The 12,792-nt window shown below is 71.9% G+C and carries 13 protein-coding genes; 11 read left to right on the forward strand and 2 right to left on the reverse strand.

The window, feature by feature from the left end:
* Nucleotides 1-123: 123 nt before the first annotated feature.
* The 9 genes from pstC to EXE41_RS08130 all read left to right on the forward strand — a co-directional run bounded on the left by pstC (nucleotide 124) and on the right by EXE41_RS08130 (nucleotide 8,862).
* Nucleotides 124-1,257, forward strand: coding sequence for a phosphate ABC transporter permease subunit PstC (gene pstC, locus EXE41_RS08090; RefSeq protein ID WP_137690716.1), 1,134 nt, complete (start codon nucleotides 124-126; stop codon nucleotides 1,255-1,257).
* Complete coding sequence (gene pstA / locus EXE41_RS08095; protein ID WP_137690717.1) at nucleotides 1,257-2,885, forward strand: phosphate ABC transporter permease PstA; 1,629 nt, start codon at nucleotides 1,257-1,259, stop codon at nucleotides 2,883-2,885. The genes pstC and pstA overlap by 1 nt, the downstream gene beginning before the upstream one ends.
* Before the next feature lie 5 nt (nucleotides 2,886-2,890).
* Nucleotides 2,891-3,823 carry a phosphate ABC transporter ATP-binding protein PstB gene (gene pstB, locus EXE41_RS08100; protein WP_086215723.1) on the forward strand — a complete coding sequence of 311 codons (933 nt, stop codon included), beginning with the start codon at nucleotides 2,891-2,893 and terminating at the stop codon, nucleotides 3,821-3,823.
* Nucleotides 3,824-3,827: 4 nt separating this feature from the next.
* The gene (gene phoU / locus EXE41_RS08105; RefSeq protein WP_137690718.1) at nucleotides 3,828-4,499 is read left to right on the forward strand and encodes a phosphate signaling complex protein PhoU; all 672 of its coding nucleotides are present in this window, start codon (nucleotides 3,828-3,830) and stop codon (nucleotides 4,497-4,499) included.
* Between the two features lies 1 nt (nucleotide 4,500).
* The gene (locus tag EXE41_RS08110; RefSeq protein WP_049930754.1) at nucleotides 4,501-5,526 is read left to right on the forward strand and encodes an AbrB/MazE/SpoVT family DNA-binding domain-containing protein; all 1,026 of its coding nucleotides are present in this window, start codon (nucleotides 4,501-4,503) and stop codon (nucleotides 5,524-5,526) included.
* A gap of 65 nt (nucleotides 5,527-5,591) precedes the next feature.
* On the forward strand, nucleotides 5,592-6,608 hold the full coding sequence (mvk, locus tag EXE41_RS08115; protein WP_086215720.1) for a mevalonate kinase: 1,017 nt from the start codon (nucleotides 5,592-5,594) through the stop codon (nucleotides 6,606-6,608).
* Nucleotides 6,605-7,408: an isopentenyl phosphate kinase gene (locus tag EXE41_RS08120; protein ID WP_137690719.1), complete on the forward strand. Its 804-nt coding sequence runs from the start codon at nucleotides 6,605-6,607 to the stop codon at nucleotides 7,406-7,408. Before mvk ends, EXE41_RS08120 begins: the two co-directional genes overlap by 4 nt.
* A gap of 81 nt (nucleotides 7,409-7,489) precedes the next feature.
* Nucleotides 7,490-8,533 carry an Mrp/NBP35 family ATP-binding protein gene (locus EXE41_RS08125; protein ID WP_086215718.1) on the forward strand — a complete coding sequence of 348 codons (1,044 nt, stop codon included), beginning with the start codon at nucleotides 7,490-7,492 and terminating at the stop codon, nucleotides 8,531-8,533.
* Nucleotides 8,530-8,862 carry a hypothetical protein gene (locus EXE41_RS08130; RefSeq protein ID WP_049930761.1) on the forward strand — a complete coding sequence of 111 codons (333 nt, stop codon included), beginning with the start codon at nucleotides 8,530-8,532 and terminating at the stop codon, nucleotides 8,860-8,862. The genes EXE41_RS08125 and EXE41_RS08130 overlap by 4 nt, the downstream gene beginning before the upstream one ends.
* A 39-nt stretch (nucleotides 8,863-8,901) precedes the next feature.
* Here the strand turns inward: EXE41_RS08130 and EXE41_RS08135 are convergent, their stop codons facing one another.
* Nucleotides 8,902-10,845, reverse strand: a complete 1,944-nt coding sequence (locus EXE41_RS08135; RefSeq protein ID WP_137690720.1) for an aldehyde ferredoxin oxidoreductase family protein — start codon at nucleotides 10,843-10,845, stop codon at nucleotides 8,902-8,904.
* Nucleotides 10,846-10,956: 111 nt separating this feature from the next.
* Here EXE41_RS08135 and yqeC point away from each other — a divergent pair, with 111 nt between their 5' ends.
* Nucleotides 10,957-11,688, forward strand: a complete 732-nt coding sequence (gene yqeC / locus EXE41_RS08140; RefSeq protein WP_049930764.1) for a selenium cofactor biosynthesis protein YqeC — start codon at nucleotides 10,957-10,959, stop codon at nucleotides 11,686-11,688.
* Between the two features lie 34 nt (nucleotides 11,689-11,722).
* Here the strand turns inward: yqeC and EXE41_RS08145 are convergent, their stop codons facing one another.
* Nucleotides 11,723-12,121, reverse strand: a complete 399-nt coding sequence (locus tag EXE41_RS08145) for a hypothetical protein (RefSeq protein WP_049930766.1) — start codon at nucleotides 12,119-12,121, stop codon at nucleotides 11,723-11,725.
* A 128-nt stretch (nucleotides 12,122-12,249) separates the two neighbouring features.
* Here EXE41_RS08145 and EXE41_RS08150 point away from each other — a divergent pair, with 128 nt between their 5' ends.
* Nucleotides 12,250-12,567 carry a DUF5785 family protein gene (locus tag EXE41_RS08150; protein ID WP_049930768.1) on the forward strand — a complete coding sequence of 106 codons (318 nt, stop codon included), beginning with the start codon at nucleotides 12,250-12,252 and terminating at the stop codon, nucleotides 12,565-12,567.
* The last annotated feature ends 225 nt before the right edge of the window (nucleotides 12,568-12,792 follow it).

The following is a 12,792-nucleotide window of genomic DNA, read 5'->3' on the forward strand; positions in this document are numbered from 1 at the left end:
GCGTCGTCTCGGCCGACTGACCCCCCCGCGACCGCCCGTCTCTCCGCGGCCGCCGGCGCTCACGGTACGGACGAACATGGCTTCTACGACACACAACACGCGAATGCTCTCGATAACAGACAGATGCCAACGGTAACAGACGCGCTCGGCGGGCGACTGACCGACGCGCTCGGCGCGCAGCGCAGACGAGTCAGGGAGTTCGTCGACGAGACCGAACCCCCCGCGCTGGCGATCATCTCCGCGATGACGCTGTCGCTTCTGGCCACCCTCGTCGGGTTCCTCGCCGTCTCCGACCTCACCATCGCTCCCTTCGTCATCTTCCTCACGGCGGCGGGGATCGGCTGGTTCCGGTACCAGGAGGAGACCGCGTACACGATCGCGCTGATGATGACGGTGTCGACGATCCTCATCCTCGGACTGATCATCGTCTTCATCTTCCGCGAGTCCGTCCCGGTGATCCGATACGAGAGCGCGACGGCGTTCGGGATCACGGTCCCCGGCCTGCGGATGTTCATCCAGCCGAACTGGGACGCCGTCTCGCCGCCCATCCGGTACTCGATGGTGCCGATGATCCACGGGACGGTGATGGTGACGCTGATCGCCTCCGCGGTCGCCGCGCCCCTCGGTGTTTCCGCGGCGCTCTTCCTCTCGGAGATCGCCCCCGCGACCGTCCGCGAGGTCGTCAAGCCCGGCGTCGAGATCCTCGCCGGCATCCCCTCGATCGTCTACGGGTTCATCGGGTTCACCGTGCTGGGCCCGTGGGCCTCCGACCAGTTCCAGACGACGGGGCAGGGATCGTACCTGTTCGTCGGTATCGTCGTCGGGCTGATGGCGCTCCCGACCGTCGTCTCCGTGGCCGAAGACGCGCTGAGCAGCGTCCCGGAGTCGATGAAGAGCGGCTCGCTGGCGATGGGGACGACCGACTGGCAGACGATGACCTCGATCACGCTGCCGGCCGCGTTCTCCGGCGTCTCCGCGGCGGTCCTGCTCGGCGTCGGCCGCGCCATCGGCGAGACGATGGCCGCCACGGTGATGCTCCGCGGCGTGCCTCGCCTCACGGAGCCACTCGTCAACGTCTTCTACGGGCAGGAGACGCTGACGTCGATCATCGCGCGGAACTACGGCGAGGCCGACGGCCTCCAGATGGACGCCTTGTTCGTCGCGGGCGTGATCTTGTTCGTCACCGTCCTCGTCATCTCCATCGGCGCGCAGTACATCGAATGGAGAATGCACAAGCGGCTCGGGGGTGAGGTCTGATGGCGGACGCGAGCCAGACGGACGCTAGGCTCGTCGAGTCGGAGACCACGGAGACGGACGCCGTCGCGGGCGTTGCCGTCGGGCTCTCGGCGGTCCTGTTCGCGCTCGCCGTCGCCGCGCTGTTCGAGCGCGTCAGCCTCACCGGCTCGCTGTTCGGGATTCGGACCGTGACGCTGCTCGGCGGGCTCCTGACCGCGCTCGGCGTCGCGGTGGTCGCCTTCGGCGCCGGCTCCCGTCTGGGCTACGTCGAGACCGACCCCGACCCGAGCGCCGGGCTCGTCGCCGGCTTCGGCGCCGCCGTTCCGTGGGTCGTCGTCGGCGGGAGCGTCGCGAGCCAGACGCTCGGTCTCGGCACGACGGTCGGCGTCCTCGCCGGGACGGCCGTCGGCGGCGGCGCGTTCGCGCTCACCGTCCTCCCCCGCGAGGACGTGGGGTCGACGCTCCCGCTCGGGAGCCTCCTCGCGCTGACGGGGCTCGTGTTCCTCACCGGCGTCATCGGCCCGACGTGGGTGTGGGAGCTGGACTGGGCCCAGCAGGCGGCCCTCACCGCGGAGTTCCTCATCCCCGCGGCGACGCTGTTCAGCGCGCTGTACGGCGGCTGGGCCTCGGCGAAGGCGTACGGTGGCTTCGGCGCCCGCGGTCGGCACACGGGCGCGTACGTCCTCGTGTACCTGAACGCGCTCTCGATCGTCGCTTTCCTGTTCGTCCTCGTCGCCTTCGTGGTCGTCCAGGGGGTCCCCGGGCTGTTGAACGGCGTCGAGATCGGCCTCGGAACCGGGCCGCAGACGACGGTCCTCGGCGTCTCGGTCACGCTGCCGGTGTCCGTCCCGTTCGTGATGAACGGCGTCGCCCTCTTCAACGACTTCCAGGGCGTGTTGCCCGCGATCGTCGGCACGGTCTGGCTCGTCCTCGGCGCCGTCGTGCTGGCGGTCCCGCTGGGCGTCGGCGCGGCGCTCTTCCTCACCGAGTACGCGGACCGCGGTCGGTTCACCCAGGTCGTCGAGATCGCGACAAACGGGCTGTGGAGCACCCCCAGCATCGTCTTCGGGCTGTTCGGCTTCGCCTTCCTCATCCCGCGGTTCGGCAACGGAAAGTCGCTGCTCTCCGGGATGATCACGCTCGGGTTCATGCTCCTCCCGCTCGTGGTGATCACCTCCCGGGAGGCGATGCTCTCCGTCCCCGACGAGTACCGCGACGCGAGCGCCGCGCTTGGGGTGTCGAAGTGGCAGACGATCCGGAGCGTCGTCCTCCCGGCGGCGCTGCCCGGCGTCGTCACCGGCGTCATCCTCGGCGTCGGTCGGATCGCCGGCGAGACGGCGCCGATCCTGCTGACGATGGCCGGCGGGACGTTCGTTCCCGGCTCGCAGACGGTCGACGTCCTCGGGAGCTTCAAGTTCACGTCCGCGCCGCCGTTCGTCGCCAATCCGGCCCTGCTGGAGGCAACCTCAGCGCTGCCGTACCAGCTGTACGCTCTGATTTCCGCCGGCGTGGGTGCCAGCAGCAACGTCGGCAACGCGGACGAGTTCCGCTGGGCGACGGCGCTGGTGCTGCTCGTCGTCGTCCTCTCATTCTACGCGATCGGCATCGCGACGCGCTACTACTTCCGGCGACGGCTCACACACACCTGAATCCGATGAGCGAGAACACCACCCAACAGACCCAGACCGCATCGACCGACGACCGCTCGCCGACCGACGGCCGCTCGCCCACCACGACGACCGGCGAGACCGTCGAGCAGACCCGCGACGAGTGGACCGACTACGAGTTCCGCGGCGACACGAAACTGGCCGTCGAGGACCTCGACGTTCACTACGGCGACGACCACGCGCTGAAGGGCGTCTCGATGGAGATCCCCGAGAAGAGCGTCACCGCCCTGATCGGCCCCTCAGGCTGCGGGAAGTCGACGTACCTCCGGTGTCTCAACCGGATGAACGATCGGGTCAGCTCCGCCCGGATCGACGGCTCGGTGAAGCTCGACGGGCAAGAGATCTACCGGGACGGGGTCAACCTCGTGGAGCTGCGTAAGCGGGTCGGAATGGTGTTCCAGTCGCCGAACCCCTTCCCCAAGACGATCCGCGAGAACATCGCCTACGGGCCAAAGAAGCACGGCGACCTCGACACGGGCCTCCTCGCCCGCCTGCTGAACCGGAGCGACGCCGACGAGCGCGACGCGCTCGTCGAGCGGTGCCTCCGCGACGCGGCGCTATGGGACGAGGTGAGCGACCGGCTCGACGACAACGCGCTCGGGCTCTCGGGCGGCCAGCAACAGCGGCTCTGTATCGCCCGCTGCCTCTCGGTCGACCCGGAGGTCATCCTGATGGACGAGCCGGCGTCCGCCTTGGACCCCATCGCCACGGCGAAGATAGAGGACCTGATCGACGACCTCGCGGAGGAGTACACCGTCGTCATCGTCACGCACAACATGCAGCAGGCGGCCCGGATATCGGACCAGACCGCCGTCTTCCTCACGGGCGGCGAGCTCGTCGAGTACGGCGACACCGATCAGGTGTTCGAGGACCCACACAGCGAGCGCGTCGAGGACTACATCACCGGCAAGTTCGGGTGATCCCATGCCCCGAGAACAGTACCAGGACTCGCTCGACGAGCTCCGGGCGGACGTGCTCGCCATGGGGGATCAGGTGATAGGGCAGGTCGAACGGAGCCTCGACGCCGCGGAGCGCCGCGACGAGTCGCTGGCGCAGAAAGTGGTCGACGCCGACGCCGCGGTCAACGAGACGTACCTGCGCTTGGAGGACCGGTGCGTGGACCTGTTCGCGCTCCAGCAGCCGGTCGCGGGCGACCTCCGACTCGTCACCGCCTCGTTCAAGATCATCACCGACCTCGAACGCATCGGCGACCTCGCGGTCAACCTGGCGGACTACCTCCGGACCGCGACGCGGACGCTCTCGCCGGAGGTTCAGCTCGACGCCATCGGCGAGGCGGCGCGCGACCTCCTCGAACGGAGCCTCGCCGCGTACGAGGCCGAGGACGCGGCCGCGTGCCGCGCGGTCGCGGCCGACGACGACGAGGTCGACGCGCTCTGCCAGCGGGCGAGCGAGAGCGTCACCCGCGACCTGATCGCGGGGTCGGACGGGGACGGCTGGGAGGCCGAACGGCTGTTGGACGACGTATCGCGGGTGCTGTTGACGATCCGAGACCTCGAACGGATCGCGGATCACGCCGTGAACATCGCGGCGCGGACGCTGTACATGATCGAAAACGACCCGGAGCTGCTCTACTGAGATGGAGTCGAGAAAGGTCCAAACCGTGGGGAACGGGACGTACACGGTCTCGCTCCCGAAGGACTGGGCGGAGTCGCAGGGCGTCGCGTCCGGCGACACCGTGACGCTCCACGACCACATCGACGGCGTGTTGGCGGTCCAGACCGGGAACGGCGGCGACGGCGACCCGCCCGTCGCCCGGATCGAGTCGGCCGACCCGGAGGTAATCGAGCGGGCGCTGCGGGCGGCCTACGCCGCTGGCGCGCGCGAGGTCACGCTCGAACGGGACGAGCCGCTCACCCCGGACCAGCGGCGCGTCGTCGAGCGGGTCGCCCGCAACCGGATCGGGATGTCGGTGGCCGCGGAGTCGGAGACCGCGACGACGGTTCAGATCATGCTGGACTCGACGGAGGTCTCCGTGAGTCAGTCGCTCCGACAGCTGGCGTTCACGGTCCGCTCGATACACGGCGACGCGGTCGAGGCGCTGGCGACGCCGCCCGACTCGTCGCCGATCGGCTCCCGCGACAAACAGGTCGACCGCCTCGCGTCGATGATCGACCGGTCCGTCTCCCGCGGCATGGCCGACCTCGGGGAGGTCGACGCCCTCGGCACGACCCGCCCGGAGCTGTTCGAGTCGTGGACGGCGATGCGGGAGCTGTGCCGCTTCCGCGACGCGGCGGCGGACATCGGGAACGCCGCGGCGGCCCTCGACGACCCGCCGTCGGCCGCGCGACTGGCGGCGTGTCGCGACTTCGGTCGCACGGTCCGAGAGGTCGTCTCCGACGGGGTGAGCGTCGCCCTCGGCGACGAGGGCGCCGACGTCGCTCGGAGCGCGGTCGGTGAGCTGCGCCGGGCTCGCGACGACATCGACGCGCTCGATCGAGAACTGGACGAGGCGGGCGCGGGGGCGGCGGAGATCCGCCGCGTCGCGCGCGCGCTGCGGCGAACCGCGGAGTGCGGGGGCGACGTGGCGGAGATCGGGCTGCGTCGCGCGGTCCGCTGCCGCGAAACGATACGCGACCGCGACCCGGGACGGATGAACGAGTAGATGTCGGGTCCCGCCCAGACCCGCCAAGCGCAACGCCTGTAAGCGCGGGGGGAGAGGAGACTCGTATGACCGTTTGCGAAGCGCCGGGGAAGGTGTACCTCTTCGGCGAACACGCCGTCGTCTACGGCGAGCCGGCCGTGCCCGCGGCGATCGAGCGGCGCGCCACGGTGACCGCCGAGCCGCGCGAGGACGACCACGTGCGCGTCGAGGCCGAGGACCTCTCTCTGAACGGGTTCACCGTGGAGTACGCGGGTGGGACGAGCGACCGGCCCGATGTCGACGTGCCGACGCCGCTCGTCGAGGCCGCGATGGGGTACGTCGACGCGGCCGTCGAGCAGGCGCGCGAGGCGGCCGACGCGCCCGACGCCGGCTTCGACATCACCGTCGAGAGCGACATCCCCCTCGGCGCGGGGCTCGGGTCGTCGGCGGCCGTGGTCGTGGCCGGTATCGACGCCGCGACGCGCGCGCTCGGGGAGCCGCTCGACCGCCGAGAGCTGGCCGAGCGGGCGTATCGGGCCGAGTTCGAGGTCCAGGACGGGCAGGCCTCCAGAGCGGACACCTTCTGCTCGACGATGGGCGGCGCGGTGCGGGTCGAGGGCGACGACTGCGAGCCGATCGACGCGCCGAACCTTCCGTTCGTCGTCGGGTTCGACGGCGGCGCGGGCGATACCGGCGAGCTGGTCGCCGGTGTCCGCGAACTGCGGGCGGAACACGAGTTCGCCGCCGACACGGTCGAATCGATCGGCGACCTCGTCCGGACGGGCGAGGAACTGCTCGCGGATGCCGACCCCGAGAGCGACCCCGACCCGGCGCTGCTCGCGGAACTCGGCGAGCTGATGGACTTCAACCACGGACTGTTAGCGGCGCTCGGCGTCTCCGCCCGGTCGATCGACGCCATGGTGTGGGCCGCGCGGGACGCGGGCGCGCACGGTGCGAAGCTCACCGGTGCGGGCGGCGGCGGCTGTATCGTCGCGCTCGACGAAAGCGACGCGACGGAGACCGCGCTCTCGTTCACGCAGGGCTGCGAGGAATCGTTCCGCGCCGAGCTGGCGACCGAGGGCGTCCGGGTGGTGGAGCCGTGACGGGGGGCGAAGCCGTCAGTAACGACGACGCCGGCGGAGAGTCCGCTCCCCCCGTCGTCCTCAAGCTCGGCGGGAGTCTGATCACGGAGAAGAACGAGCCCGAAACCCTCGACGAGGCGGCGCTCCACGCGGCCTGCGACGCCGTCGCGGACGCCCTCGCGGCGGGTACGGTCGACCGGCTCGTCGTCGTCCACGGCGGCGGGAGCTTCGGCCACTACCACGCCAGCGAGCACGGCGTCTCGACGACCGACGGGACGCGGGACGCCGAGGCGGCGGCCGCGATTCACGGGGCGATGAAGCGGCTGAACGCGCACGTGTTAGAACGACTCCGCGAGCACGGGGTCCCGGCGGTGCCGGTTCACCCGCTGTCGCTCGCGGCGCGGGCCGGCGGCGCGGACGGCGGGCTCGACCTCCCGCTCGGGTCGACGGCGACGCTGCTCGGCGAGGGGTTCGTTCCGGTCCTCCATGGCGACGGCGTGGCGACGGCGGGCGACGGGGTGACGGTCGTCTCGGGTGACGAGCTGGTCGTCGAGCTCGCGTCCGGACTTGGCGCACGCCGCGCTGGGGTCTGCTCGACGGTGCCCGGCGTCCTCGACGGCGACGGCGACGTGATCCCAGCGATCGACGACTTCGGGTCGGTCGCGGACGCCCTCGGCGCGAGCGACGCCACCGACGTCTCCGGCGGCATGGCCGCGAAGGTGCGGGAGCTGCTCGCGCTGGACGCGCCGGCGTACGTGTTCGGCGCAGAGGGGCTGGTCCCGTTCCTGCGCGGCGAGGGCGCGGGGACCCGGATCGATTGAGCGGGTGACCGCGGGCGCGTCGCAAACGGTGGCGCGCCCCCGTACAGAACCCTTATTCGACCCACGGCCCTCCTCCCCGGCATGAACGAATCGGACGTACGGGAGCGGCTCGCGGAGGTGCGGGACCCCGACCTCGGCGGCGACATCGTCTCGCTCGGGCTGGTGAACGGCGTCGACGTCGACGAGGCGGACGGAACGGTCCACGTGTCGCTCGCGCTCGGCGCCCCCTTCTCGCCGACCGAGTCGGCCATCGCCGACGACGTGCGCGAGGCGCTCGCCGACACCGGGCTCGACGTCGAGCTGTCGGCGTCGATCCCGGACGACCTCTCGACCGAGGAGCAGGTTCTCCCCGGCGTACAGAACGTGATCGCGGTCGCCTCCGGGAAGGGCGGGGTCGGCAAGTCGACGATGGCGGTCAACATCGCGGCCGGGCTCTCCAAACTCGGCGCCCGCGTCGGCCTGTTCGACGCCGACGTGTACGGGCCCAACGTCCCGCGGATGGTGTCCGCGGAACAGCGCCCGGAAACCGACGGCGAGACGATCGTGCCACCGGAGCGGTTCGGCGTGAAGCTGATGAGCATGGACTTCCTCACCGGCGAGGACGACCCCGTCATCTGGCGCGGCCCGATGGTCCACAAGATCATCACCCAACTCGTCGAGGACGTGGAGTGGGGCGAGCTCGACTACCTCGTGATGGACCTCCCGCCGGGCACCGGCGATACACAGCTCACGATCCTCCAGACGCTGCCGCTGACGGGGGCCGTGATCGTCACCACGCCGCAGGACGTGGCGCTCGACGACGCGGTGAAGGGGCTCCGGATGTTCGGTAAACACGACACGAACGTCCTCGGTATCGCGGAGAACATGGCCGGATTCCGCTGCCCGGACTGCGGCGGCTTCCACGAGATATTCGGCTCCGGCGGCGGGAAGGCGCTCGCCGCGGACCACGACCTGCCCTTCCTCGGCGGCGTCCCGCTCGACCCCGCGGTCCGGACGGGCGGCGACGACGGCGAGCCCCTCGTCTTGGAGGACGGCGAGACCGCAGACGCGTTCAAGGTGCTCGTCGAGAACGTCGCGAACAACGCCGGGGTCGTCCGCCGCCGCGGGGTGAGCGGCGAGCGATGACCGACGCGGACGACGGCGCGGGGGCCGGCGACGAAACCGGGGCGACCGGCGACGACCCGGAGGACCCCCTCGCGGCCGCGGGCGTCGACCCGGTGGTACCGGACGAGGCGTCGGGCGCGGAGATCCCGGCCGACGCGGAGGTGCGGGAGTTCCTCCGCGAGGTGGCGGCGGACGTACGCGCGGAGAGCTCGGAGAGCAAGCAGCTCTCGGCGATCCTCTACCGGGTGTCGGACTTATACGACGAGGAGGAGGAGACGTCGCCGGAGGAGATCTACCTCAACGTCCGGCACATCATGCGTATCAAGGCGGAGGGCGGGCTGCGTCGCTGAGGCCGCCGGAGCGGACGGCAGTCAAGTCGCCGGGCGGGGTCAGTCGTCCGCGTCGGCCGCCGGGGCGGAGTCGATCGGGCTATCGTCCAGCGGCGTCGCGTCGTCGACGACGCGCGCGAGCCCGAGCCGCTCGGCGGTCTCCGGCGTCGGGAGCCCCCGTTCGCCCCACCCGCGTGCCGCGTAGTACCGATCGAGCAGGCGGTCGAACGCGTCGACGTCGACGCCCGGCGTCCCGTCGGCCGCGTCGGTGCGGAGCGGCTCAGGGAGCGCGTCGTCCGCGCGGTCGAATCCCTCTCGGGCGTTGAACAGTCGGGTGAGCGTCCAGATGCGCTCGCCGGTCGTCGCGAGCGCGGCGGGGGAGGGATCCGGTCGGCCAGCGTCCCCCGCGTCCCCGCGTTCCGACTCGTCGCGGTGCGGGCCGCCGCGGTCGGCGACCGCCGGGTGCTGGATCGCCGCGAGCCACTCCGCGCCGAGGTCGGCACAGACCGCCTCGCCGACGAAGTCGTCGACGACGAGGCTCCACAGGACCGAGCGCGCGTTCTGCTCCCCGACCACGTCGCGCACCCGGTCGGCGAGGGAGCGGTCGGGACGTGCCAGCGGCTCGCGCTCCTGCGGTCGCGCGCGCCGGTGACACGCGCCGCGGTCGCTCGTCGCGTACGCGAGCGCGACGCCGACCGCCGCGCGCGGGTCGAAGCCGGGCAGCGCCATCGACTTCACCGTCGGCACGAGCGCGTCGCCGCCGAATCGGGCCACCGCGGCGTCGACCCCGTGGGCGAGGGCGTCCGGGAGGTCCGGGTCCACGTCGAGATCGGCCGGGGGGTCGCGGGCCGCGATCGCCTTCAGCAGGCGCTCTGCGCCGGCGGCGTCGCCGAAGTCGACCGGGCAGTCGACGACCCCAGCCCGCCCGGCGCGGATCGCCCAGGCGACCGCGCTGCCCGCGCCGATCACGTCGAGGCCGAGACGGTCGCAGACCCCGCAGAGCTCCGCGACGCGGTCGAAGTCGTCGATCCCGAGGCCGGCGCCGAGCGTGATCGGGGCCGCGCCGCGCGGCACGACCTCGCCGTCGGACGTGTCGATCCGGAACCCGCCGGGGACGGCCGCCGGTCCGCTCTCGGCGCCCTCTCGGCCGTCACCGTCACGGCCGGCACTGACGGCTTCGCGTCCGGCCGCGCGCTCCGCCGCGGCCTCGACGCCGATGTCGTCGACCCCGTCGAAGCCGGTCTCCGTCCATCCCTCGGCCGCGAGGATCCCGACCTCGTCCGCGTAGTCGACCGTCTCGATCGTCTCGCCGGCCGCCTGCCACTCGCCGGTCGGCCGCCGCCCGTACGTCTCGGCGTCGCGGTCGCGGCGGGCGGCGAGGTCCTCCGGGACCGCCGGCGGGGGGTCGCGGGCGACGACGGCCTTCAGCCGCTTCGCGCCCATCACCGCGCCGGCGCCGCCGCGCCCGGCGTGGTGGTCGCCGCCGTCGCTCGCGATCGTCGCGTACGCCGCCTCGCGCTCGCCGGCCGGGCCGACGCAGGCGACGCCGGCGTCCGGGAACCGCTCGGCGGTCTCGGCGGCGTCGTCGCCCCACGCGTCGGTCGGCTTGACCCGGGCGTGACCCCCCTCGACCTCGATCCGGACCGGTCTGTCGGCGGTCCCGGTCACGAGCAGGCCGATGCAGTCGTCGAGCGACCCCGCGAGCCGGACGGCGAAGTCGCCGCCGGCGTACGAGTCGAGGAACCCGCCGGTGAGCGGCGACTTCGTCACTGCGGCGTACCGGGTCTCTCCCGGTAGGAAGCCCGCGAGCGGCCCGACGAGGAACGCGAGGAGATTCTCCGGCCCCGTCGGGTCCGTTCCCGGCGAGAGTTCCTCGTAGAGGTAGCGCGCTCCGATCCCCTTCCCGCCAACGAAGTCGCGTCGCCAGTCCCGCGGGACCCGTTCGCTGGTAGTCTCGCGCGTCGAGAGGTCCACGCGAATGACTCGGGTGCGGTTTCGGCGCATCCGGTTGACCTGCGTGGCGGAGTCGTATCAATTTGTCCGCCGCCGCGACGCCGCCGGTCGGCCGCCCGTCCGACCGCCAGAGTGAGGTCCGATGCGACTGAACGCCCCGGCATGGACCTGACGACCGCGCTCGACGCCCGCGACGCGACCGTCTGCGTCGTCGGCGCGGGCGGCAAGAAGTCGACGCTGTTCGCGCTCGCCGACCGGCTCGACCGGCCGGTCGTGACCGCGAGCGTCCGAATACCGATCTTCGACGACCGGGTCGCCGCGGTGCGCGTGACCGCGGACCCGGTGGCCGCGCTCGGCGAGGCGGGACCCGACGAGTGGCCGCTCGGGCTGGTCCCCGAGCGCGACCGGTCGGACCGGTACCTCGGGTACGACACGGAGACCGTCGCCGAGATCGCCGACGCCGCGCCCGGCGCGACGCTCGTGAAGGCGGACGGGGCGCGCCTCCGCGAGTTCAAGGCGCCGGGCGACCGCGAGCCGCAGATCCCGTCGAACGCGGACATCGTCGCCCCGATCGCGAGCGCGCACGTCGTCGGCGAACCGCTCACGGAGGAGCACGTCCACCGCCCCGAGGAGGTCGCCGCGATCACGGGCCGCGAGATCGGCGACGAGATCCGCCCGGCCGACGTCGCGACGGTCCTCGCGAGTCCCGCGGGCGGGCTGAAGGGGGTCCCCGGCGACGCGACCGCGATCCCGGTCGTGAACAAGGTCGACGACGAGGCGGACGCCGCCGCGGCCCGGGCGCTCGCCGGGGAGATCCTCATGCGCGCGAACGTGCCGCGCGTCGTTCTCACGCGCCTGACCGCGGACGATCCGGTCGTCGAAGTCGTGGAGTAGCGGCGGCGGTCTGGCCGTGCTCGGCCCGGTTCCGTCAGACCGGTTCCTCCAGTATCGTCTCATCCCCGTGCTGGACGACGGCGCGCTCCGGGACGGGAGTCTCCGTGAACGCGACGGCGACTGAGTGCGCGTGGGGCTCAGCGATGTCCGAGCAGCGGCCGACGTCCGAGTCGGGGTCGTCCTCGGAGACGATCCGGAGGCGGAGCGTCCCGTCGTCGAGCGCCGCCTCGAACAGCGTGACGCGTTCACAGCGGCGGGGGCCGTCGAGGAGCGATCCCGCCACGACCAGCCGCGGCGTATCTTCGTCGAGGCGCCGGCGAACCTCGGCGACGTCGATTTCCGCCGGGTCATCGCTCCACGGCGGGGTGGGACACCCTGCGAGCGCGGCGGTCGAGACGGCGGCCGCGGACGCGAGGAGGGCTCTGCGTCGCATGCCCGGAGCGACGCGGAGGGCCGTGAAGTGTTTCCGTGGTCGGGGGTGGGGTCGAGCGGCTCGGGAGGAGTGGCCGCCGCCACCGCCGCATCCGAAACCACTATGCCCGATCCGGCGAACTTCCGGGTATGGACTGGCCACACGACCCCGACGGCGAGCAGGGGAGCGAGGGCATGCGGCAGTACGGCCACGCCGTGCTCGCGAAGAAGGTCAACGAGGATGAGGACTTTCCGCTGACCGCCGCGGAGTACGTCGAGCAGTACGGCGACCACCCGATCCGGATCGACTACGAGACGGTCGTCTCCGTCGAGGAGATATTCGAGAACGTCGAGCAGGAGGAGTTCGCGGACTTCGTCGAGTTCCACCAGGAGCTCGGCCGCGCGATGCGGGAGAACGGATACTGGTTCTACGAGGGCGCCGACCAGTTCGTGGACGGCAGCGCCTGACTGCTCGAACACTCGTTCCGGCGTCGTTCTCTTTCCCGAAGCCTCGGCTGTTCTGCGATACGTCGTCGCCACCGCGAGGAGCACTTCCGAAGCCCCAGCCGCGAGGCGGGCGCACGCTCGCTGTGCGCTTCGGTCGCTCGCGCTGCTCTCCCTCCAGTGCTTGCGCCACCTGCGCCCGCCTCGCGACTGCCCCTTCGAGTCCCGTCCCGCACCGCGACCGCACCT

This window comes from Halorubrum sp. SD690R, from assembly GCF_005435035.1.
Taxonomy (GTDB): Archaea; Halobacteriota; Halobacteria; order Halobacteriales; family Haloferacaceae; genus Halorubrum; species Halorubrum ezzemoulense.

Excerpts from the sequence above, each read along its gene's own strand:
- mvk (WP_086215720.1), top strand. The coding sequence starts at position 5,592 with ATGACCGTTTGCGAAGCGCCGGGGAAGGTGTACCTCTTCGGCGAACAC.
- EXE41_RS08125 (WP_086215718.1), top strand. The coding sequence starts at position 7,490 with ATGAACGAATCGGACGTACGGGAGCGGCTCGCGGAGGTGCGGGACCCC.
- EXE41_RS08150 (WP_049930768.1), top strand. The coding sequence starts at position 12,250 with ATGGACTGGCCACACGACCCCGACGGCGAGCAGGGGAGCGAGGGCATG.
- EXE41_RS08130 (WP_049930761.1), top strand. The coding sequence starts at position 8,530 with ATGACCGACGCGGACGACGGCGCGGGGGCCGGCGACGAAACCGGGGCG.
- EXE41_RS08110 (WP_049930754.1), top strand. The coding sequence starts at position 4,501 with ATGGAGTCGAGAAAGGTCCAAACCGTGGGGAACGGGACGTACACGGTC.
- EXE41_RS08145 (WP_049930766.1), bottom strand. The coding sequence starts at position 12,121 with ATGCGACGCAGAGCCCTCCTCGCGTCCGCGGCCGCCGTCTCGACCGCC.
- phoU (WP_137690718.1), top strand. The coding sequence starts at position 3,828 with ATGCCCCGAGAACAGTACCAGGACTCGCTCGACGAGCTCCGGGCGGAC.
- yqeC (WP_049930764.1), top strand. The coding sequence starts at position 10,957 with ATGGACCTGACGACCGCGCTCGACGCCCGCGACGCGACCGTCTGCGTC.
- EXE41_RS08135 (WP_137690720.1), bottom strand. The coding sequence starts at position 10,845 with ATGCGCCGAAACCGCACCCGAGTCATTCGCGTGGACCTCTCGACGCGC.
- pstA (WP_137690717.1), top strand. The coding sequence starts at position 1,257 with ATGGCGGACGCGAGCCAGACGGACGCTAGGCTCGTCGAGTCGGAGACC.
- pstB (WP_086215723.1), top strand. The coding sequence starts at position 2,891 with ATGAGCGAGAACACCACCCAACAGACCCAGACCGCATCGACCGACGAC.
- pstC (WP_137690716.1), top strand. The coding sequence starts at position 124 with ATGCCAACGGTAACAGACGCGCTCGGCGGGCGACTGACCGACGCGCTC.